General features: G+C 40.9%; 18 protein-coding genes. 9 read left to right on the top strand and 9 right to left on the bottom strand.

Translation table 11 applies throughout. From position 1 onward, the window contains the following. Positions 1-105 precede the first annotated feature (105 nt). The 4 genes from tynA to AWW73_RS04280 all read left to right on the top strand — a co-directional run bounded on the left by tynA (position 106) and on the right by AWW73_RS04280 (position 6986). Positions 106-2421, top strand: coding sequence for a primary-amine oxidase (gene tynA, locus AWW73_RS04295; protein ID WP_081409483.1), 2316 nt, complete (start codon positions 106-108; stop codon positions 2419-2421). Positions 2422-2564: 143 nt separating this feature from the next. Beyond that, positions 2565-3782 carry a hypothetical protein gene (locus AWW73_RS04290; RefSeq protein WP_081409486.1) on the top strand — a complete coding sequence of 406 codons (1218 nt, stop codon included), beginning with the start codon at positions 2565-2567 and terminating at the stop codon, positions 3780-3782. A 65-nt stretch (positions 3783-3847) separates the two neighbouring features. Beyond that, entirely contained in the window at positions 3848-5455 is a 1608-nt protein-coding gene (locus tag AWW73_RS04285; protein WP_062848852.1) for a GMC family oxidoreductase, read from the top strand. 43 nt (positions 5456-5498) lie between these two features. Continuing rightward, a complete protein-coding gene (locus AWW73_RS04280; RefSeq protein ID WP_062848851.1) occupies positions 5499-6986 on the top strand; it encodes an NAD-dependent phenylacetaldehyde dehydrogenase in 1488 nt (495 codons plus the stop codon). 68 nt (positions 6987-7054) lie between these two features. Here the strand turns inward: AWW73_RS04280 and pcaD are convergent, their stop codons facing one another. The 7 genes from pcaD to AWW73_RS04245 form a co-directional block, all read right to left on the bottom strand. Next, a complete protein-coding gene (gene pcaD / locus AWW73_RS04275; RefSeq protein WP_062848850.1) occupies positions 7055-7834 on the bottom strand; it encodes a 3-oxoadipate enol-lactonase in 780 nt (259 codons plus the stop codon). A 10-nt stretch (positions 7835-7844) separates the two neighbouring features. Beyond that, a complete protein-coding gene (pcaF, locus tag AWW73_RS04270; protein WP_062848849.1) occupies positions 7845-9059 on the bottom strand; it encodes a 3-oxoadipyl-CoA thiolase in 1215 nt (404 codons plus the stop codon). A 503-nt stretch (positions 9060-9562) separates the two neighbouring features. Continuing rightward, a complete protein-coding gene (locus tag AWW73_RS04265) occupies positions 9563-10213 on the bottom strand; it encodes a 3-oxoacid CoA-transferase subunit B (protein ID WP_062848848.1) in 651 nt (216 codons plus the stop codon). Between the two features lie 18 nt (positions 10214-10231). Next, positions 10232-10903: a 3-oxoacid CoA-transferase subunit A gene (locus AWW73_RS04260; RefSeq protein ID WP_061875251.1), complete on the bottom strand. Its 672-nt coding sequence runs from the start codon at positions 10901-10903 to the stop codon at positions 10232-10234. A 135-nt stretch (positions 10904-11038) separates the two neighbouring features. Next, complete coding sequence (catA, locus tag AWW73_RS04255) at positions 11039-11959, bottom strand: catechol 1,2-dioxygenase (protein WP_016145450.1); 921 nt, start codon at positions 11957-11959, stop codon at positions 11039-11041. 162 nt (positions 11960-12121) lie between these two features. Next, a complete protein-coding gene (gene catC, locus AWW73_RS04250) occupies positions 12122-12412 on the bottom strand; it encodes a muconolactone Delta-isomerase (protein WP_062848847.1) in 291 nt (96 codons plus the stop codon). A gap of 23 nt (positions 12413-12435) precedes the next feature. Next, positions 12436-13542, bottom strand: coding sequence for a muconate/chloromuconate family cycloisomerase (locus AWW73_RS04245; protein WP_062848846.1), 1107 nt, complete (start codon positions 13540-13542; stop codon positions 12436-12438). A gap of 100 nt (positions 13543-13642) precedes the next feature. On the opposite strand from AWW73_RS04245, the gene AWW73_RS04240 reads away from it, so the two are divergent. Next, positions 13643-14557, top strand: coding sequence for a LysR family transcriptional regulator (locus AWW73_RS04240; RefSeq protein WP_062848845.1), 915 nt, complete (start codon positions 13643-13645; stop codon positions 14555-14557). Between the two features lie 81 nt (positions 14558-14638). Beyond that, positions 14639-15433 (top strand): TorF family putative porin, encoded by a 795-nt coding sequence (locus tag AWW73_RS04235; protein WP_062848844.1) that lies wholly within the window; start codon positions 14639-14641, stop codon positions 15431-15433. A gap of 68 nt (positions 15434-15501) precedes the next feature. Here AWW73_RS04235 and AWW73_RS04230 read toward each other — a convergent pair whose 3' ends face one another. Both AWW73_RS04230 and AWW73_RS04225 read right to left on the bottom strand, forming a co-directional pair. Beyond that, positions 15502-16218 (bottom strand): FadR/GntR family transcriptional regulator, encoded by a 717-nt coding sequence (locus tag AWW73_RS04230; protein ID WP_062848843.1) that lies wholly within the window; start codon positions 16216-16218, stop codon positions 15502-15504. An 83-nt stretch (positions 16219-16301) separates the two neighbouring features. Then, positions 16302-18035 (bottom strand): IlvD/Edd family dehydratase, encoded by a 1734-nt coding sequence (locus AWW73_RS04225; RefSeq protein ID WP_061875033.1) that lies wholly within the window; start codon positions 18033-18035, stop codon positions 16302-16304. Positions 18036-18204: 169 nt separating this feature from the next. Here AWW73_RS04225 and abaQ point away from each other — a divergent pair, with 169 nt between their 5' ends. The 3 genes from abaQ to AWW73_RS04210 are packed head-to-tail and all read left to right on the top strand — an operon-like array spanning position 18205 to position 22103. Continuing rightward, positions 18205-19509 carry a multidrug efflux MFS transporter AbaQ gene (abaQ, locus tag AWW73_RS04220; RefSeq protein WP_016140856.1) on the top strand — a complete coding sequence of 435 codons (1305 nt, stop codon included), beginning with the start codon at positions 18205-18207 and terminating at the stop codon, positions 19507-19509. Positions 19510-19519: 10 nt separating this feature from the next. Beyond that, entirely contained in the window at positions 19520-20518 is a 999-nt protein-coding gene (gene araD1, locus AWW73_RS04215) for an AraD1 family protein (protein ID WP_062848842.1), read from the top strand. 10 nt (positions 20519-20528) lie between these two features. Next, positions 20529-22103 carry an aldehyde dehydrogenase (NADP(+)) gene (locus AWW73_RS04210; protein ID WP_062848841.1) on the top strand — a complete coding sequence of 525 codons (1575 nt, stop codon included), beginning with the start codon at positions 20529-20531 and terminating at the stop codon, positions 22101-22103. Positions 22104-22450 lie beyond the last annotated feature (347 nt).

Genomic DNA, 22450 nt, shown 5'->3' with positions numbered 1-22450 from the left:
TGAGCTTAATAAGCATAGAACTATTAAGTTTATTTAATGAATTTCACACATGGGAAAGTGCATTTTAACTGTCTGATTCAGATAGTTCAGGGATAGATGAAAAGGATGAAACCAATGCGTAAACAACGATTATTGAATGACATACAAAAGATATTAGCGCTTAACTTATCAATAGCTGCAAGCTTTTGGGGATTAAATACTCAAGCTTTTGCTCATGGTGGAAAAGCTGAAATGGTATCTCTTTACCAAAACATGAGTGAGCAAGGCGCTAAAGTTGTCAAAGACGATTTTACTAATACTTATATGATTACCAAAGGCTCTATCGTGGTAAGAGCCAAGCCAAACTCAAATCAGGTTTTAGTGAATGGCAAACCTCTAAAATTAAGCGTCCCACTATTAATTAAAGATAATAAACCTGTTATTGGAAAAGACTTCTTTAATGAAGTATTTCAGTCTGGTTTAGATCAAACTTTTAAAGTTGAAAATACGTTTCATCCACTCAATAGTTTAAATTCTGACGAAATTAAAAAGACATTTGATGTCATTAATCGCTCAAAATATGCCTATAAAAATATGCGTTTTGCCGAATTAAAACTAAAAGAGCCAGAAAAAGCAAAAGTTTGGGATTATTTTATTAATCATAAAGAATATAAAGACGCTCGAATTGCATCTTTCATTTTGCTAAAAGGCAACCAAGCGATTGAAGGTGAAGTTAACCTTAACACTCAGCAAGTCATAAAATGGAATGTACTTAAAGATACTCATGGAATGGTCTTGCTCGATAACTTTGAAACTGTACAGCGTGTGATTGAAGCGAGTAAAGAATATCAGGATGCTTTACGCAAGCGTGGTGTAACAGATGTTAAGAAAGTCATTACGAATCCATTAACTGTTGGATATTTTGGCGGTAAAGATGGCTTGGATAAACAACTTAATGTTTTAAAAGTTGTGTCGTATCTAGATACTGGTGATGGTAACTATTGGGCACATCCAATTGAAAACTTGGTGGCTGTGGTTGATTTAGATAAAGAAAAAATTATTAAAATCGAAGAAGGAGCCATGATTCCAGTTCCAATGGTAGACCGTCCTTATGCTACTAAAAATACCAAACCACCGAAAATCAAACCGTTGAATATTAGTGAACCCGAAGGCAAGAACTTTTCTATTACAGGACAAACAGTACATTGGGGTAATTGGTGTTTCCATGTGGCTTTAGATTCTCGTGTTGGCTTACAGCTTTCAACCGTGACATATAAAGATAAAGGCGTAAAACGTAAAGTCATGTATGAAGGTAACCTTGGTGGAATGGTAGTTCCATATGGTGACCCTGACATGGGATGGTACTTTAAGTCTTATCTGGACTCTGGTGAGTACGGAATGGGAACACTCACATCAGCCATTCAACTTGGGACCGATGCACCAGAAAATGCGGTGTTACTTGATGCAGTGATTGCAGACTATAAAGGCCAGCCACAAGTGATTCCAAATGCGATTGCAATTTTTGAGCGCTATGCTGGCCCTGAATATAAACATCAAGAAATATTTGGTGATCAAGATGCCAGTGAAGCACGCCGTGAACTTGTAGTACGCTGGATTAGCACAGTGGGTAACTACGATTACATGTTTGACTGGGTATTTGCTCAAAATGGCGTGATTGGCATTAATGCAGGTGCTACAGGTATTGAAGCGGTTAAAGGCGTTAAAGCACGCACCATGCATGACAGTACCGCAAAAGAAGACACTAAATATGGCACTTTAATTGACCATAATATTGTGGGTACAACCCATCAACACATCTATAACTTCCGCTTAGACATGGATGTTGATGGTGAGAACAACAGCTTTATGCACATGGATCCTGTGGTTAAGGCCAATGACCGAGGTGGGGTGCGTACAAGTACAATGCAAATTGACAGTAAAGTCATTACCAATGAGCAAAATGCAGCTGAAAAATTTGATCCGTCTACCATTCGCTTACTAACTAATTTCAACAAGGAAAATAAATTAGGAAACCCTGTTTCTTATCAGCTCATTCCTTTTGCAGGTGGAACACACCCTGTGGCGAAGGGTGCTAATTTTTCTAAAGATGAATGGTTATTTAAACGTTTGAACTTTATGGATAAGCAAATTTGGGTGACGCAATATAATCAGGATGAACGCTATCCTGAAGGTAAATATTCAAACCGTTCGACTCATGACACAGGTTTAGGTCAGTTTATTAGCAACAATGAAAATATTGAAAATAAAGATCTTGTGGTGTGGATGACAACAGGCACAACCCATGTGGCACGTGCTGAAGAATGGCCAATCATGCCGACAGAGTGGGTGAATACACTGATCAAACCGTGGAACTTCTTTGACAATACGCCGACTTTAAACTTGGGCGAAGAAGAGCAAAACACGCAGCACGACCATCACTAAAGACGTGTATCACGCGAGATGGGTAACGAATCGGTTACCCACTCTTAGCGTCTGGTAGACCATTCACAAAAAAGGAATTTTGTATGAAAACTCTACTTTCTCAAGTTATGAGAGGGACTCTCTTTGTCTCATTTTTTTCAACTGTGCATGCTGGCGAGCTTGAAATTAAACCGACTTTTGAAGCAACTTTTGGGGCTTTTAGTAGCGGTAAAAGCTATAACAGCGAAAACCTAGATGACGAAAGAATCAATTGGCAAGAAGGTCATCTTAAATATGGTGCTAAAGGACAATACGCCTTTAAAAACAATCAACTCTATGCAAGCTTGAGTGGTATTAGCTCAGCAACATTTGGCGATGGCGATGCAGGCCAAAATAGTAATGGTAAAGAACGCAAAACAGATGTGAATGAATGGATCTTGGGTTTTAAAGATGGCCCCAATAAAGATGAGTTAACGACCTATGATCTAAGTATTGGTCGACAAAATATCATGATTGGTGACGGGTTTTTTATTGCGGGTGATGCATTAAACCTCGGTAAAACACCTGCGGATGGCGCACTTGATCGGGGCGGAGCATATTATCTGGCAGCCCGTCGAAGTTTTGATTTTACCAGTTTGCTTCAATACAAACCGCAAGAGAATACAACGCTAAAACTGGCTTATTTAAAATCGGACAATAAAGCACAATTTTCACCTGAACTCTTTGTAACCGATCTGATGTATCAGCTTAAAGATAAAGGTGTTGGATTTACTTACTTAAATGTATTAGACCTTGAAGATGTTGAGCAAGTTTCAGGGCGGGAAGATCTTAAAAATTATGCTTTACGTTTGAATTATCAACCTTTGCCAGAACTACAAGTTAAAACTGAGTTTGTTGTGCAAGATAAAAAAGATAGTCAAGAAAATGCAAGCTACTTGGCGCTGAACTATAACTTTTTATCTTCAAAATATATGCCCTCATTAGGCTACCGTTTTAGCCATTTTTCAGACCAATACGATCCGATGTTTTATGGAAATACAGTCGGGTTCGGTACGTGGTTTCAAGGTGAAGTTGCAGGAAATTATGCTGGCCCATTTAACAAAAATGCAGACATTCACCAAGTTTCTTACAGTATGAATCTAAAAGAAAACTTTATGTTAGGTGCTTTGGCCTATAAGTTCAAAACAGTTAATGAATCTTTAACTAATGTAGATGGACATGAACTGGATGTATTTTCGGTTTGGTCGGTTAATAAAAAATTCAACGTTATTCCTTTAGTGGGACTCTATAAACCGAAACACGATATCCATAGTGGTGGTACTCAAAACTACGATGACAAAACTAATGTGTATGCACAGTTAATTCTGCAATACATCTATTAAATCAGAGCAAAGGAGACCGTGTTTATTGACGGTGCATTCATAAAAATAAACTTAGGTGAAATCAGATGAATAAACAATATGACTATATCGTGATTGGTGCGGGCTCGGCAGGCTGTGTGGTTGCAGCACGGCTGTTAAAGGCCAAAGCAGGGCGCGTTCTTGTTTTAGAGGCAGGAAGCCGAGATAGCAGTATGTTTCATACCATACCTGCCACGGTGGTTAAAGTATTCCAGCAAAAATCATGGCAATACATGACCGTCCCTCAGAAATATTGTAATCATCGTGAAATGATCCTTGCACAAGGAAAAGTGTTGGGAGGCGGAAGCTCGGTCAACGGAATGATCTATTGCCGAGGCCAACGTCAGGATTATGATTTATGGGCCACGGAATGGGGATGCAATCAGTGGTCTTATCAACATGTACTGCCTTTTTTTAAAAAAGCAGAAAAAAATGAAAGTCTTGCTAATGAATATCACGGACAAGATGGCATTTTACCTGTCAGTGAAAACCGCTATCGCCATCCTTTGACACTTGCTTGTATTAAAGCAGGTCAGCAAATGGGCATGAATTACGTCAATGATATTAATGGTTGGGATCAGGCAGGTGTAGGGTTTTATCAAACTACTACTCAAAATGGTTCACGGGCGAGTACCTCAAAAACCTATTTAAAGTCAGTCGAAAACCACCCAGATCTCACGGTGATTACTGATGCCTTAGTCCATAAAATTGAAACTCAAGGTGATCAGGTTACTGGGGTGACTTATAGCGTTGGGGGAAAATCACCCATTACAGTACAAGCTCAAAAAGAAGTCATTCTAAGTGCTGGAGCAATTGGTAGTCCTAAGGTTTTATTACTTTCGGGAATTGGTCCAAAACAGCATTTAGATGAGCTCGGCATTGAATGTATTCGTGACCTACCCGTAGGTGAAAATTTTCATGATCATTTGCATATGTCAGTCAATGCGACAGTAACAACCAATAATAGTCTGCTCGGCGAAGACCAAGGTTTAACCGCAGTACGACACTTTTTACAGTGGTGTTTTACACGTTCAGGATTGTTAACCACCAATATTCTAGAAGGTGGTGGTTTTATTGACACCAATAACAATGGTCGACCTGATGTTCAGTTTCATTTTTTACCTGTGCTGGATAATTTCGATAATACCCCTGGTGAAAAATCAGTGGCTCAAGCACATGGCCTTACGATTAAGGTTGGACATGTACAGCCCAAAGCACGTGGGACTTTACGTTTAAGTAGTAAAGATCCTAAAGATTTACCTGTCATTGATCCTAATTATTTAGGTCATCAAGAAGATATTGATGCCAATATCCGTGCGGTACAGGCCGGACTTCGCCTATTACAACAGCCCGCATTAAAAGCAATTGTCAAAGAAGTGATTGAGCCTGCAAATATCGATCCTGATGATATTGAAGCGATTGATAAATGGATGCGCCAGAACATTAAAACGGTTTATCACCCCGCTGGTAGTTGCAAAATGGGCAATACTCCGCAAGATTCGGTCACGGATCAGACCCTTAAAGTCCATGGTTTTAAAAATTTACGTGTGGTGGATTGTTCTATTTGCCCACAAGTTCCAAGCGGTAATACCAACGCAATTGCCATCATGATTGGAGAACGTGGTGCAGACTTTATTTTGAATCAGGTCGCGTAGTTGCTGTCATATCAATATTTAGAAATGAAAAGAGGAAAAGAAAATGAGTGAAGTTCAGATTTTAGAAAGCGTACAGCAATTTATGGCACGTCAACATGGACATTTTATTGATGGAAAACTGGTTGCTGCCGAGCTTTTAGATAAAGTGGATATTGTGAATCCATCGACTGAACAAGTGGTTGCTCAAATTAGTATGGGCAGTCAACAAGATGTCAAAAATGCCGTCAAAAGTGCTGAACATGCTTTTCAAAATGCTTGGGCTGAAACGACACCGTATGAACGTGGCGTTAAACTGAACAAGCTGGCAGATTTAATTGAGCAATATGGTGAAGAACTTGCTCAGCTCGAATCATTGTCTACCGGAAAACTCATCAATATTTCCCGCCATCTTGAAGTCGCACAATCTGTTATTTTCTTAAGATATTTTGCTGGTTGGGCAACTAAAATTAATGGTCAAACCATGCAACCCTCTATTCCCTCTATGCAAGGTGAGAAATATACGGCTTTTACTTTAAGACAACCTATTGGTGTGGTTGCAGGGATTGTGCCTTGGAATTTTTCACTGATGATTGGTGTTTGGAAAATTGGTTCAGCTTTAACAACTGGCTGTACCATTGTGCTTAAACCAAGTGAGTTTGCCAGCTTATCTTTATTACGTTTAGCTGAACTTGCCATTGAAGCAGGTATTCCAGCGGGTGTAATCAATGTAGTAACAGGTAAGGGCAATACAGGGCAATATTTAATTGAGTCGCCGCTCGTTAAGAAAGTTTCATTTACAGGTTCGGTGCCGACAGGCATTGCGATTGGTAAACTTGCGATGAGCAGCGATTTAACCCGTGTAAGTCTAGAGTTGGGCGGTAAAAATGCGATAGCTATCTTGGCCGATGCAAATATTGATGAGATTTTACCAACTTTGTTGCAAGCAACTTTTGTGCATCAAGGCCAAGTTTGTGCATCCCCAGAGCGGTTTTTTGTACACCGTACAAAATACGATGAATTGGTGGAAAAACTCTCTAAAGCACTCTCTGGTTTCAAAATTGGGTCGGCCATGGATGAGGGAAGTATGTTTGGTCCACTCTCTAATCAGCCACATTTTCATAAAGTAAAACATTATTTAGATATGGCAAAAGCCAACAACCAGATTATTGCAGGTGGTGAGGCTTTAGATCAGACTGGTTATTTTGTACAGCCGACTTTAATTTCCTTTAAAAATACGGATGATCCTTTATTTTCAGAAGAAACCTTTGGTCCAGTGGTTGGTGTCATGCCATTTGAAACTGACGAAGAGCTTATTCAGTTGATGAATCAGTCGCGCTTTGGCTTAACTGCAAGTATTTGGACAAATGACTTATCTAAAGCCTTGCGTTTAATTCCTAAGATTGAAGCAGGTACTTTATGGGTGAATATGCATACGTTCTTAGATCCATCAGTTCCATTTGGTGGAGTGAAAGCTTCAGGAATTGGCAGAGAGTTTTCAGATGCATTTATTGAAGATTACACCGAATTGAAATCGGTCATGATTCGGTATTAAGTTCAAAGATTCTACGAGATATAAAAAATGGCCTATAAAGGCCATTTTTTGAATCATTAAACTTCAAATTAGCTTAGTAAAAAGTCCCTTAGGATTTTATTAAAAGCTTCTGGCTGTTCCGCATTGGAAATATGAGAAGCATCTATTTCTGCAAGTTTTGCTTGTGGAATGCGTTGCTGCATAAATTCACCATCTGCAACGGTTGTTACTGGGTCTTGAGTTCCAGCAATTACCAATACAGGAATTTTAATGTCTTTTAATTGCTCACGGACATCCGCTTTAGCCAAAGCCTCACAACAATTGGCATAACCGATTGCGCTGCCAGCACTTAAGTCGTTACACAGGTTGTTGACAATTGAAGGATGACTTTGGATAAAGGGATCTGTAAACCATCGCGAAGCTGCTGTAGCTGCGATTGGTTGTAAACCTTGCTCACGTACTAATTTTGCACGGTCAAGCCATGCTTGTTCTTGTCCAATTTTAGCGGCAGTATTTGCCACAACCACATGACTAAAGCGGTCAGGGTAGTGAATTGCAAGCCATTGCCCAGTTAAACCGCCCATTGAAATACCACAAAAAGCAGCTTTAGTAATATTTAGATGATCAAGTAAACGTACAACATCTTCACCTAATTGCTCTACAGTGTATGGGCCGTCAGGTGTGGATGATGAACCGTGACCACGAGTGTCATAGCAGATCACAAAAAACTGATCTTTTAATTCATTAAACTGTTTTTGCCACATGCCATAATTTGTGCCCAACGAATTGGAAAACACCAGAGCAGGGGACGATGGCTCACCAAAGGTTTGATAGTTAATTTGTGCATCGGCAGATTGAAAAGATGGCATTTGTTTCTCCTTAAAGTGCTTCAACACGTTCAATAATCAATGCAATGCCTTGGCCTACACCAATACACATTGAACACAAGGCATAACGGCTGCCTGTTTGCTCAAGCTGATTTAAGGCTGTGGTGACTAGGCGTGCACCTGATGCACCAAGCGGATGACCCAGTGCAATCGCACCACCGTTCGGATTCACTTTGTCAGAATCATCTGGTAAACCTAAATCACGGGTGACGGCCAAAGCCTGTGCAGCAAAGGCTTCATTCAGCTCAATCACATCCATCTGATCTAAAGTCAGGTTGGCTTGTTTAAGTAATTTCTTAATCGCTGGTGCCGGAGCAAAACCCATAATGCGTGGTTCTACACCCACTGCTGTTGAAGCAATGATCTTGGCGCGTGGTTTGAGGTTGTAAGCTTGAACAGCCTCATCAGAAGCAATCAGTAGAGCTGCTGCACCATCGTTAATACCTGAAGCATTGCCTGCTGTTACTGTGCCATCTGCTTTCACAACAGGTTTAAGTTTGCTTAAACCTTCAAGCGTGGTTGATGCACGAGGATGCTCATCAGTATCAATCACAACAGCATCGCCCTTACGCTGAGGGATTTCAACTGCCACGATTTCTTTAGAAAAAAAGCCTTTGGCTTGCGCGCTTGCGGTGCGTTGTTGGCTCACCAAGGCAAACTGGTCCTGATCTGCACGATTCACGTTAAACTGTTCAGCCACGTTTTCGGCAGTCTGGGGCATGGTGTCTACACCATACAATTCTTTAAGTTTTGGGTTAATGAAGCGCCATCCCATGGTAGTGTCTTCGATCTTCTGGCTACGGCCAAAGGCACTGTCTGACTTACCCATCACATAGGGTGCACGGCTCATGCTTTCCACACCGCCTGCAATCACCAAGTTTGCTTCACCGGCTTTAATAGCACGGGCAGCAATGGCAATCGCATCGAGTGAAGAACCGCACAAACGGTTAATGGTGGTTGCCGGCACTTGATACGGTAAACCTGCAAGCAGTGCTGACATACGGCCAACGTTACGGTTATCTTCACCGGCTTGATTGGCACAGCCATAGATCACATCATCGACCTGTTCCCAATCTACATTCGGATTACGCTGCATGAACGCCTTAATTGGCACCGCGCCAAGGTCATCGGCACGGACAGGTGCAAGACCACCGGCATAACGGCCAAATGGGGTACGGATGGCATCGATGATATAAGCGTTTTTCATTCTTACATTTCCATTTTGATATCTATTGCTGTCATTGCCACATAGTTAGGCTTTTCCAGAGTTTGCTGGCGATCATCATGGTTACTAAGTTAAAAGTAGTCATGACAGAGTCTTATCGTGTTGAGTCAAATGCCAGTAGCTAATTCTTGTCACTTTTTTAAAAAAGTAACCAAAAACCTTTGTTGAACAGAGGAGGCTTCCTTGCCTCCCTGTCCAACGGGCGACATCCATGTCGCCTGTCACAATAGCGAATTACGGTAAAATCCAAATTAATAAGCAAGAAACGTATTCAAAGAGTTCCATTCAATGTTTCGCGTTGGCGACATGGATGTCGCCTCGTTGCTCAGCACAACAGGGATGTTGTGTCTGAGTAACAAAGGATTTTTGTTACTTTTTATCCTTAAAAAGTAAGGTATTGCCTATACAAAGGGCCTTTGAATATCACCATCATTTATAGGCTGTGGCGCTATTGATTAGCTGCCATACTCAATCAATTTAGAGACTTAATTCGTTGCATCAAACAAAGTTGCACCCGTTAAAGCTTGTAACTCTTCAAAGCTAAGACCTTCCACTTTCTCAATCACTTTTAAACCATCTTTAGTCACATCTATTACACACAGGTCAGTGTAAATACGGTCAACACATTGCTTACCCGTAACTGGGTAAGTGAGCTCAGCCACAATCTTCGGTTCACCTTGCTTGGTCACATGGTCGGTAGTGATAAATACTTTTTTAGCACCAACCGCTAAATCCATCGCACCACCCACCGCAGGAATCGCATCCGGTGCACCGGTGTGCCAGTTCGCCAAGTCACCATTTGCTGCAACCTGAAAGGCACCAAGCACTGCAATATCAAGGTGACCTCCACGCATCATGGCAAATGAGTCACCATGGTGAAAAAAGCTGCCGCCTTCAAGCATGGTCACAAACTCTTTACCCGCATTAATCAGTTCTGGGTCTTCTTCACCTGCTGCTGGCGGTGGGCCAAAAGCCAACAGGCCATTTTCAGAATGAAGGAAAATATCTTTGTCGTTAGGTAAATAGCTTGCAATCTTGGTTGGTAAACCAATACCCAAGTTCACATAGGCGCCATCTGGAATATCTTGTGCCACACGTTTTGCAATCTGGTCACGGCTGAGTTTCTGGTAGCTCATGTTATTTCTCCTTATTGCTTACTGTGCGGGCTGTACTTGTACAACGTGCTGTACAAAGATACCTGGGGTGATGATGTGCTCAGGGTCTAAACCACCGAGTTCAACCACCTCAGAAACCTGAGCAATGGTGACATCAGCAGCCATCGCCATGATCGGGCCAAAGTTACGTGCAGATTTACGGTAAACCAGATTGCCCCAACGGTCGCCCTTGTAAGCTTTAATCAAGGCAAAGTCAGCTTTAATTGGATATTCGAGTACGTAATCTTTGCCATCAATCTCACGGGTTTCTTTGCCTTCAGCTAAAAGTGTTCCAAAGCCTGTTGGGGTAAACACAGCGCCTAATCCCATACCTGCTGCCTGTATACGGCAAGCCAGATTACCTTGTGGTACGACTTCAAGTTCAACTTTTCCGGCACGGTACAGTTCATCAAACACATAAGAGTCTGCCTGACGTGGAAAAGAACAAATTACTTTTTTAACTGAGCCGGCTTTAAGCAGTTTCGCCAGACCATAATCGCCATTACCGGCATTGTTGCTGACAATGGTCAGGTCTTTAACACCCAGTTCAATCAGTCCGTCAATGAGTTCAGCGGGTTGTCCTGCGGTACCAAAACCACCAATCAGAATGGTTGCACCATCTTTAATCTGCGAGAGTGCCTCGCTTAGTGAGGACTTACTTTTGTCAATCATGTGAGAAACCTTAGAGCATGAGGTAACGTGATGTATTACTACCGCTAAAAATTTATTTAAAATTCCTAATGGTAGTAATAAATGGAATAGGTGCTGTGAGTCAAAAGCGAACTTTTAACTCACATATACTTTCAATTAAGCACTAGCACGACGACGTTCAACCTCAGTTGAAGGTGCAGCATCAACATCTTTAACAAGTTCAATGTTAAAAGTGATGTGTTTGAAAGCGTGATCTAAACCACGGCGTTGAATTTCAGCTGGGTCTGTTACATCAACTGCTGTTGCCACTAAACCGTCACGAGTAGCGAAGGCAAAGTCGTCCCATAGGTACTCATCACCCTCAATGTTGAATTGAGTTGTAAGTTTGCGGTAACCCGGTGCAGAAACAAAATAGTGAACGTGAGATGGACGATTACCATGACGGCCTAACTTGTTAAGTAGAGCTTGAGTCGTGCCTTCAGGAGGGCAACCATAACCTACAGGCATAGTCGTTAATGCAACATATTTACCATCAGCATCAGTCAAAATACTACGGCGTAAGTTGAAGTCAGATTGAGACTTATCAAAGAATGAGTAGTTACCCAAACTGTTGGCATGCCAAACTTCAACTTTAGCATTTTCAATGATATTGCCATCAGTATCGGTCACAGTACCTTCAATAATTAAGGTATCGATTTTGCCTGTTTCAGTACCATCATCCATACGCGCAAAACCAACAGATTCAGGCGCACCTGCTACGTAAAGTGGACCTTCGATGGTACGAGGTGTGCCACCCGTAACACCAGCTTTTGCATCAGCTTCATCTGCACGTAAATCAAGATAGTGCTCTAGACCTAAGCCAGCTGCTAAAAGACCAAGTTCATTGGCTTGACCAGCATCGGTAAAATATTCCAGACCTTTCCATACTTCTGAAGGTTGGATGTCTAAGTCTTCGATGGCTTGAAATAAATCCCCGAGAAGGCGCACTACGATTTGTTGAACACGTGCATCAACTTCGCCTTTTGCAGTGTCGACATTCATTTGTTTTACAAGCGCATCAATTTGTTGACGGTTCATACTAAAACTCCTTAAGTATGCAATACGGTTTTGGGTGGCAGCCTTGCGGGCATTTTATTTTGCTAGCGAATAGTTGCTACCACGTTCCTTGTTACCTTCTGAATAAAATATGCTTAGTTTTTAAATAGACTTCAGAAATCACATTTAAAAAATTCTTTTGGATTACGAATCATCATCACGAACAGATGAAGGGTGACGATTAAGCGCCATCACTTCGATATCCATGTAAGGATAAAGTGGCAAACCCTGTAAAATGTTATGCAATTCTTCATTGCTCTCGACATCAAAAATACTGATGTTTGAGTACTGGCCTGTAACTCGCCAGATGTGGCGCCATTTACCTTGACGTTGTAAGTCTTGCGAATAAGCCTTTTCAACGGCTTTAATTTCATTCGCTTTGTCGGCTGACATATCAAGTGGAATATGCACATCCATACGTACATGAAATAACATGAGAAACTCCTTATCCTGTTGCCTTAACGACGTAACTTTTCAACTTTATCTTCATCAATTTCAATGCCTAAGCCTGGTGCCGTTGGCAAGTGCAATTCAAAGTTTTCGTAACGTAGCGGTTCTTTCAAAATTTCTTCGGTAAGTAATAGCGGACCAAATAATTCAGTACCAAACGCTAATGTTTCAAAGGTTGCAAATGCATGAGCAGAAGCCATGCTACCTACAGGCCCTTCAAGCATAGTACCGCCATAAAGATCGATTCCAGCTAAGCCTGCAATCTTGGCAACTTCACATGCTTCGATCAGACCACCAGATTGTTCAATCTTCACCGCAAATACATCTGCACCATGACTTTTTGCAATACGGTATGCGCTGTCAGGGCCAGTTAAAGCTTCATCTGCCATGATTGCGACATCAAAACGACGCGTTAAACGAGCAAGTGCTTCAGTATTTTGAATAGCGCAAGGCTGTTCAATTAAATCAATTCCGCCATCTTGTAGCTGTTGAATACCTTGAATACATTCCAGCTCTGACCATGCACGATTTACATCGACACGTACACTAATATCTGCACCTAATGCTTTTTTAATTGCAATCACATGATCAACATCGTGTTGCAAAGGGCGTGAGCCGATTTTGAGTTTGAACGTGTTATGACGTTTTAGCTCAATCATTTTTCGAGCTTCAGCAATATCTTTTTCTGTGTCGCCAGACGCGAGCGTCCAAAGTACAGGTAAACTATTACGCAAACGGCCACCTAAAACTTCACTTAACGGCACGCCTAAACGTTTTGCCTGAATATCAAGTAGGGCAGTCTGAATGGCACATTTCGCGAAACGGTTACCATTAATATTCTTACGAATCAGTTTTAGTGTTTGAGCAACATTTAAATCTTTAACTGATGCGAGTAATGGTGCAAAGTAAGTATCAATATTGGCTTTGACACTTTCAGGACTTTCTTCACCATAGTTCAGTCCACCAATGGTGGTCGCTTCACCCCAACCTACAATACCATCCGTGGTCGTAATTTTAACGAGCACCAAAGTCTGAGTGCGCATGGTAGTCACAGACAACTGGTGAGGACGGATAGTTGGAATATCCACAAGTATGGTTTCTATGGTTCTATACATGAAGTTTCAACTATTTCAAACTTGTTTACATACCATAGAAGAATGTAATAGCCTAAAATAGATATAGAACGGTATTTTAAGATACTAAAAAGGTATATTAATGGAATTAAGACATCTACGTTATTTTGTTACCGTTGTTGAAGAACAAAGTCTGACTAAAGCCGCAGAAAAGCTTTTTATTGCTCAGCCACCACTCACGCGTCAAATCAAAAAGCTAGAGGAAGAGTTAGGCATTGATTTGTTTGTGAAAGGCTCACGTCCATTAAAGGTGACAGAGGCAGGGCTGTTTTTTTACCAACATGCTGTTCAAATTTTAACGCATACGGCTCAAGCTGCTTCGATGGCTAAAAAAATGAAGCTGGTCGAGAATGTTGTTAAAGTTGGCTATGTGAGTTCGCTTCTTTATGGGCGATTACCGCAGGTCATTTATCTATTTAGACAAAAAAATCCTGACATTCATGTCGAGCTAATTGAATGTGGAACACGAGATCAGGTTGAAGCTTTAAAGTTAGGAAAAATTGATTTAGGTTTTGGCCGCTTACCGATTAGTGACCCAGCCATTAAAAGACTTTTACTTCGAAAAGAAAAATTAAAACTCGCGATTCATAAAAAACATCCTTTAAGTGAGTTCCAAGAATCAGGAATTTATTTATCTCAAATTATCAATGAGACAATTTTTTCTTATCCAACCACACCTAAACCGAACTTTTCGACCACTATTCAAGCTTTATTTACCAAATTAGGTCTTGTTCCTGCCAAACTGACTGAAGTCCGCGAAATTCACATGGCACTCGGTTTAGTAGCATCGGGTGAGGGTATATGTATTATTCCCGAAAGTGCCTGTGACATTGGAATGAAGAATTTAACTTATTTAAATATCTTGGATTTAGAAGCCTATAGTCCCATTTCTCTATCGATGCGTAACATGGACCAAAGTTCATACATTCCTAAAATCTTAGATTGTATTGAAGAGATCTATAATCAAGAAGAAGTATCTAGAAATCTAAATTTATAACTTTTTAATACGTTTTAAATTGAATTATCATGTTATTTTAAAACTTTAAACCTATAGGTAATATGTAAAAGGAATTATGGAATGAGAAAAATTTTAGGGATAGCTTCACTTATTATGTCTACTGGTGTTGTACATGCTGAACAATTAAATGAACAAGAAAAAATTTCTCCGTATAGTGCGAATATTACTTTTGCTAGCCAATACATTTCACGTGGTTTTCAACAAACTTGGGGCAAGCCTGCATTACAAATTGGTCTAGATTATGCAAATCCGAATGGATTATTTGTGGGAACTTGGGCATCGAATGTAAGTTCTAACTATTTGCGAGATGCTTCAGTTGAGTGGGATGTTTATGCAGGTTATATCAAAACTTTCGATAAGTTTTCGGCTGGAATGACGGTTTTTTATTATTACTATCCGGGAGCTGAAAGCACGCCTGAAACTGGGAGTACCAGTTATAACTATGGCGAAATTGTGCCTCAAATTGGTTATGGACCTTTGACTCTTAAATATTATATTACCTATACCCCAGATTATGCAGGCTATAACTCCGATACGATGGGTGGCCCAGCAGGTAAACGTTCACGAGGAACAACTTATTTAGATCTAACTTTTACTCAGCCTATTAATGAGTCTTGGACTTTTGGTGCTCACTATGGCTATGAAAAAATTAAAAATTTCTCGGAAGCTAATTTCCAAGATATGAAAGTCGAGCTGATTAAAGATTTAGGTGATGGCTGGACTACTGGCTTAGCCTATACCAAAGCTTGGGATAAAGATGGGTTCTATAAGAAGTATAGTAATGGTGAACCCGATGCACCCATTTCAAACCCGATTGATTCGACATTTACTGTCTCAGTTAAAAAAGTGTTCTAATTTATAAATAAAAAAGCCTGATAACTTTATTTTGAATTATCAGGCTTTAAGTAATGAATATATAAAAATTATTTTTTAATTAAATCGTAAGCCATTTTGGTGTCGTCCAGCTGAACAAGTGAAGCATGGCGAGCAGAAAGCGGATCTTTATTTTCAATTGCGGTTAAAATCGCTTTATGTCTCGGTAACGAATGGCCTTGTAAATTTGGACGTAGACTGGTGACCTGAATTGATTGTTGTAAAGGTAAAACCAGCATTTTCGACATATAAGCCAGCAAGTCATTATGCGTTGCTTTAGCAATTGCTAAGTGAAATTGAATATCTGGCTCTATAAATTCTTCAACTGTTGTCGCTTTTTCCATCCCATCATAGGCATGTTTAATGCGTTCAATATCTTCTTCGTTTGCCGTACTTGCCGCAATATAGGCCAGTTCTGGTTCCAAAACGCGTCGTACGGTAGAAAGGGTTTTAAAAAACTCATGTTCAGGCGTCGTTTGAATCAACCAAAACAATACATCTGGGTCGAGTAAATGCCATTCTTCTTTAGGCCTTACTACAGTTCCGATTTTTGGTCTTGAGTAAGTTAAACCTTTCGCATTTAAAACACGGATTGCTTCGCGAAAGACAGGACGGCTGATTTTATATTCCTCACATAAATCAACTTCACTCGGGAGTTTTTCATTTTCTGAGATTTCACCAGAAACAATTTTTAATCCCAATTGTTGAACAATTAATGCATGTTGGCTTTTGCTTGGAATAGGATTTTTATAGTCAGCTTTACTCATATTTCACTATTACGACATGTTGAATATCCTATGGTATAGATGACCTTGTGTTTTAACAAGATCATCTTTTTCAAGAATAAATATTAATGGGAGTGGCGTGGAACTTCTGAGCCTCGGCAACCGACCAAGAAATCAAAATCACAACCTTCGTCTGCTTGTAGAACATGTTCTACATAGAGTTTGCGGTAGCCGCCAATAAAACTTGGTGGAGCTGGAGGCGCTAAATTCTCTAGACGTTGCTTAAGTTCTTCATCACTCACTTCTAGGTGAAGTTTTCCTTCATAGGCATCGAGTTCGATAAAGTCACCATTTTGAACTACGGCTAAAGGCCCGCCAGCCATAGCTTCAGGGGCAACATGTAAAACCACGGTGCCATATGCTGTACCGCTCATACGTGCATCGGAAATACGGACCATGTCGGTAATTCCTTTGGCTAAAATCTTTGGGGGCAATCCCATATTTCCAACTTCTGCCATGCCCGGATAGCCTTTAGGTCCTGCATTTTTCATGACTAGAATACAAGTTTCATCGACATCAAGGTCTGGGTCATTAATGCGGGTTTTATAATCATCAAAGTTTTCAAATACGACTGCACGACCACGGTGTTTCATCAGTTCAGGTGTTGCAGCAGAAGGTTTAAGCACCGCACCTTTAGGCGCTAAATTACCGCGTAAAATACACATGCCGCCATCTTGGCGAATTGGATTGTCTATTTTCCGAATCACTTCATCATTATAAATAGGTGACTGCTGGCAATTTTCCCAAATGCCTTGACCATTTACGGTTAAAGCGTGTGGATGTGGTAAGAGATTGGCTTCGCCCATACGACGAATCACGGCCGGTAAGCCACCGCTATAATAGAACTCTTCCATGAGAAAACGACCAGAAGGCTGCAAGTCAACAATGGTTGGCATACCTCGGCCGACACGGTTCCAGTCATCGAGTTGTAAATCAACTCCAATACGTCCAGCAATTGCCTTTAAGTGAATCACGGCGTTGGTTGAACCACCAATAGCGGCATTGACTTTAATGGCATTTTCGAAAGCTTCTTTGGTTAGGATTTTAGAAAGACGTAAATCTTCGTGAACCATGTCAACAATACGCATGCCAGAAAGATGAGCTAACACATAACGACGAGAATCTACCGCTGGAATGGCTGCGTTGTGTGGTAAAGAAGTACCTAAGGCTTCTGCCATACACGCCATGGTAGAAGCAGTGCCCATGGTATTACATGTACCCGCTGAGCGTGACATACCAGATTCGGCAGAAAGAAATTCATTTAAATCGATTTTGCCTGCTTTTAACTCTTCATGCATTTGCCAAACAATAGTACCAGCACCAATATCTTTACCTTTGTGCTTACCATTCAGCATTGGCCCACCAGTTACTACAATGGCAGGAATATCACAGCTTGCGGCACCCATTAATAATGCAGGTGTAGTTTTGTCACAACCTGTTAGTAACACCACACCGTCAATAGGGTTACCACGAATAGCTTCCTCAACATCCATACTGGCTAAGTTACGTGTAAACATGGCAGTAGGACGTAAATTCGACTCACCATTTGAAAATACCGGAAACTCAACAGGGTAGCCGCCAGCCTCTAAAATTCCTTTTTTTACATGTTCGGCAATTTTTCGAAAATGGGCATTGCATGGTGTGAGTTCAGACCACGTATTACAAATCCCAATAATCGGTTTGCCTTGAAACTCATGATCTGGAATTCCTTGGTTCTTCATCCAACTACGATACATAAAGCCATTTTTATCCGTTGTACCAAACCAAGCAGCCGAACGAAGAACTTGTTTGTTATTCATACAAATTTCCCTATATAGTATTACTATTAGAACTAATTAAATTAAAAATACACCATAAATTTTATTTTTAAAAGGTTTGAAATTTAAATAGTATTACTATATTTTAAATTGAAAGGATAATTTACGAGCAAGATGCTCTATAAGTAAATAATAGGAAATGGAGTCGAACATGGATTTCGAAAAGGATGTAATACGGACGGTCACGTTTAAGCTGATACCTGCATTAGTCATACTATATCTGGTGGCCTACATTGATCGTGCCGCTGTTGGGTTCGCTCATTTGCATATGGGGGCCGACGTCGGAATTGGTGATGCAGCCTATGGTCTAGGAGCAGGCTTATTCTTTATTGGGTACTTTCTTTTTGAAGTACCGAGTAACTTACTTTTAGACAAATTTGGTGCCCGCAAATGGTTTACCCGCATTTTGTTGACGTGGGGTTTAATCACCATGGCTATGGCGCTCATTGAAGGGCCAAAAAGTTTTTATCTATTACGCTTTTTACTTGGTGTAGCGGAGGCAGGCTTTTTCCCGGGAGTTTTATACCTCATCACTCAGTGGTATCCCGTGCGTCATCGTGGAAAAATTATGGGAATGTTTGTGCTTTCACAACCCATTGCCATGATGATTGCTGGGCCTTTAGCTGGTCTATTACTTGGGATGGATGGCATTGCAAACTTACATGGTTGGCAGTGGTTATTCATTGCAGTCGGCTTACCTGCGGTTTTATTGGCTTTACCAACATTCCTGTGGTTACCAGATAACATTGATAAAGTGAAATGGTTAAGCATTGAACAAAAACAATGGCTTAAAAATGAACTTGTTAAAGATGAAGCCGAATACGATCAAACTCGACATGCCAATCCATTACATGCTTTAAAAGACAAACGCGTACTTTTATTAGCATTGTATTACCTACCAGTGACTTTAAGTATTTACGGTTTAAACCTCTGGCTGCCTTCTATTATCAAGCAATTTGGAGGTGGTACTGATCTTCAAATTGGCTTCTTATCGAGCATTCCCTACGTTTTTGGAATTATTGGATTATTAATTATTCCACGTAGTACCGATCGTCTAAATGATCGCTATGGACATTTAAGTTTTCTCTACGCACTAGGCGCTTGCGCAATGTTTTTAAGTGCTTGGCTAAATTCTCCAGTCATGCAGTTGGCTGCTTTGGCTGTTGTTGCGTTCTGCCTATTTTCATCAACTGCTGTGTTTTGGACATTACCGGGCCGTTTCTTAACAGGCGCAAGTGCAGCGGCTGGCATTGCCTTAATCAATTCTGTCGGAAATTTAGGTGGCTATGTTGGGCCATTTGGCATCGGACTTTTAAAAGAATACACAGGAAATATGGCTGCAGGTTTGTATTTCTTATCTATCGTCATGCTTTTTGGTCTGATTTTGACTTATATCGTCTATGCCAAGCTCGAACGTCAAAAAACACAAACAGTGAATATTCAAAAGCCTTTGTAAGGAATAAAACATGCAAATTATTCAATTTGAAAATCGTGCAAATCAACGTGCCGTTGCCAAAGTAGAAGGCAACATGGCATATCCGGTTAAAAATATTCAATCGGTTCGTGATTTAGCACTTTTGGCAATCCGCAATAAAGTTTCATTAGAGCAACAAGTTGAGACATTAGGGTTTGAATCAGAGACCTATGATTATTCATCTTTATTAGCAGATTTAAAGGTACTGCCACCTTTAGACCATTCAGATCCAACGCATTGTTTAGTTTCCGGTACAGGTTTAACTCATTTAGGTTCTGCATCAGCACGCGACAAAATGCATCAGCAAAATTTAAGCGATGACAGCTCAGTGACCGACACCATGCGGATATTTCAATGGGGACTACAAAAGGGTCGTCCACCAGAAGGTCAGATCGGTGCGCAGCCAGAATGGTTTTATAAAGGTGATGGTTCAATTGTGGTGAGACCGGGAGCGGAGTTGCCTTTACCTCCATTTGCTGAAGACGGTGGCGAAGAGCCTGAAATCGCAGGCCTATATGTGATTGGAGAAGACTTAAAGCCTTACCGAATCGGGTTTGCGCTGGGTAATGAATATTCTGACCATGTAATGGAGCGCCGTAATTATTTATATCTAGCCCATTCAAAATTACGTTTTTGTAGTTTTGGTCCAGCTTTACGAACAGGCGAATTACCGAAACATTTAGTGGGAACCAGCCGCTTGCGCCGTGATGGACAAATTATTTGGGAAAAAGAGTTTTTGTCGGGTGAGGACAATATGTGCCATAGCTTGGCAAATCTGGAATATCACCACTTTAAGTATCAACAATTCTTAAAAGCAGGGGATGTTCATATTCACTACTTCGGTACAGCGACTTTATCTTTTGCCGATGGTATTCAGGCACAAGTCAACGATGAGTTTGAAATCGAAATGAAAGAATTCGGTCTTCCCCTTAAAAACAAACTTGCTCATACACAAGCAGAGTTACCGATCGGTTCAGTTATAACACTTTAAGGAATTTAAAATGGTCATCGGACACAACTTTATTGGCGGTTCACGTAGCGCACAAAGTACAACTTTATTGAAAAGTGTGAATGCAACAACGGGTGAGGCTTTGCCTTATGAGTTTCACCATGCAACCGAACAGGAAATTAATCAGGCCTGTGAAGCTGCAAGCCAAGCCTTTAAGACTTACCGGCATACTTCACCTGAACAGCGTGCTACTTTTTTAGAAAACATTGCTGATGAACTCGATGCTTTAGGAACAGATTTTCTAGAAATTGTCTCGCAAGAAACTGCTTTGCCACTTGTACGTTTGCAAGGTGAACGTGGCCGTACCAGTGGACAAATGCGCCTGTTTGCTAAAGTGTTGCGTCGTGGTGACTTCTTAGGGGCTCGTATTGATACAGCTTTGCCTGAGCGTCAGCCTTTACCTCGCCCAGACTTGCGCCAGATTAAAATTGGTATTGGCCCTGTGGCAGTCTTTGGGGCAAGTAACTTTCCACTCGCTTTTTCAACTGCGGGTGGTGACACTGCTTCTGCACTGGCAGCTGGTTGTTCGGTAGTGGTGAAAGCGCATAGTGGTCATATGGCGACAGCAGATTTTGTGGCTCAGGCAATCGAACGTGCTGTCGAAAAATCAAATATGCCTAAAGGCGTATTTAACATGATCTACGGTAATGGTGTGGGTGAACCACTGGTTAAGCATCCTTTAATACAGGCTGTAGGTTTTACAGGCTCTCTTCGCGGTGGCCGTGCTTTATGTGATATGGCCGCAGCCCGTCCACAACCGATTCCAGTCTTTGCGGAAATGAGCAGTATTAACCCGATGCTGATGTTACCGGAAGCCTTGAAAAACCGTGGTGAAAAAATTGCACAGGACTTAGCCGACTCAGTTGTTTTAGGCTGTGGTCAGTTCTGTACCAATCCAGGTTTAATTTTAGGTATTAAATCAGCTGAATTTAGCCAGCTCATTCGTAACCTAACCGAAATTATGGGCGGTAAACCTGCACAGACTATGCTGAATGCAGGCACCTTAAAAAGCTATACCGCTGGTCTTGAGCATTTAACCCAGCATCAAGGTATTAAACACTTGGCAGGTCAAACCCAACAAGGCAATCAGGCACAGCCACAACTATTTAAAGCTGATGTGGAGCTGTTATTGGCAGGTGATCAGCTTTTACAAGAAGAAATCTTTGGTCCAGCGACAGTGGTAATTGAGGTAGCAGATAAAGCTCAACTTGTGCAAGCCCTACAAAGTATGAATGGACAACTGACAGCAACTTTAATTGCCGATGAAGCAGACTTCACCGAGTTTGCAGATGTGGTTCCTGTGCTAGAAGAAAAAGCTGGCCGATTACTTATAAATGGCTACCCAACGGGTGTTGAAGTATGTGATGCCATGGTACACGGCGGGCCATACCCAGCGACTTCTGATGCTAGAGGCACCTCGGTTGGAACCTTGGCAATAGACCGTTACTTACGTCCGGTGTGTTACCAGAACTATCCACAAAGTTTGTTGCCGGAAGCCTTAAAAGACAGCAACCCATTCCAGATTTTAAGACTTGTAAATGGTGAAATGACCAGAGAAGCGATCTAATAAAATAAAAAAAAGAGACCACTAGCTGGTCTCTTGTTTATTATGGTTATCTCTAATAATAAGTCTATAGCGGAGTAGGCAAATTAAGCACCACTTGAGCATCTGCAATAACATCTAAGCGGAGAATTATCTAGCGTAGTCTTTATATATAAATAAGGTCAGAAAAGATGAGATGTTTGTCTTTTTTCTCATTCCCAAAAAACTTATTTAGAGTAGTAAAATGTATAAAAACAAAGTTAACTTTCAAAAGAAAACTATTTTAAACATTATAAAAGATAATTTTTGATCTAATTATAATTTACTATACATATTAATATTTATATAAAGTAGATTGTTCATTAAACGAT

The organism is Acinetobacter lactucae (genome assembly GCF_001605885.1).
In the GTDB taxonomy this organism is placed as follows: domain Bacteria; phylum Pseudomonadota; class Gammaproteobacteria; order Pseudomonadales; family Moraxellaceae; genus Acinetobacter; species Acinetobacter lactucae.
Note: the sequence above shows the minus strand (reverse complement) of the source record. Positions and strands in the feature narration are given on the sequence as shown.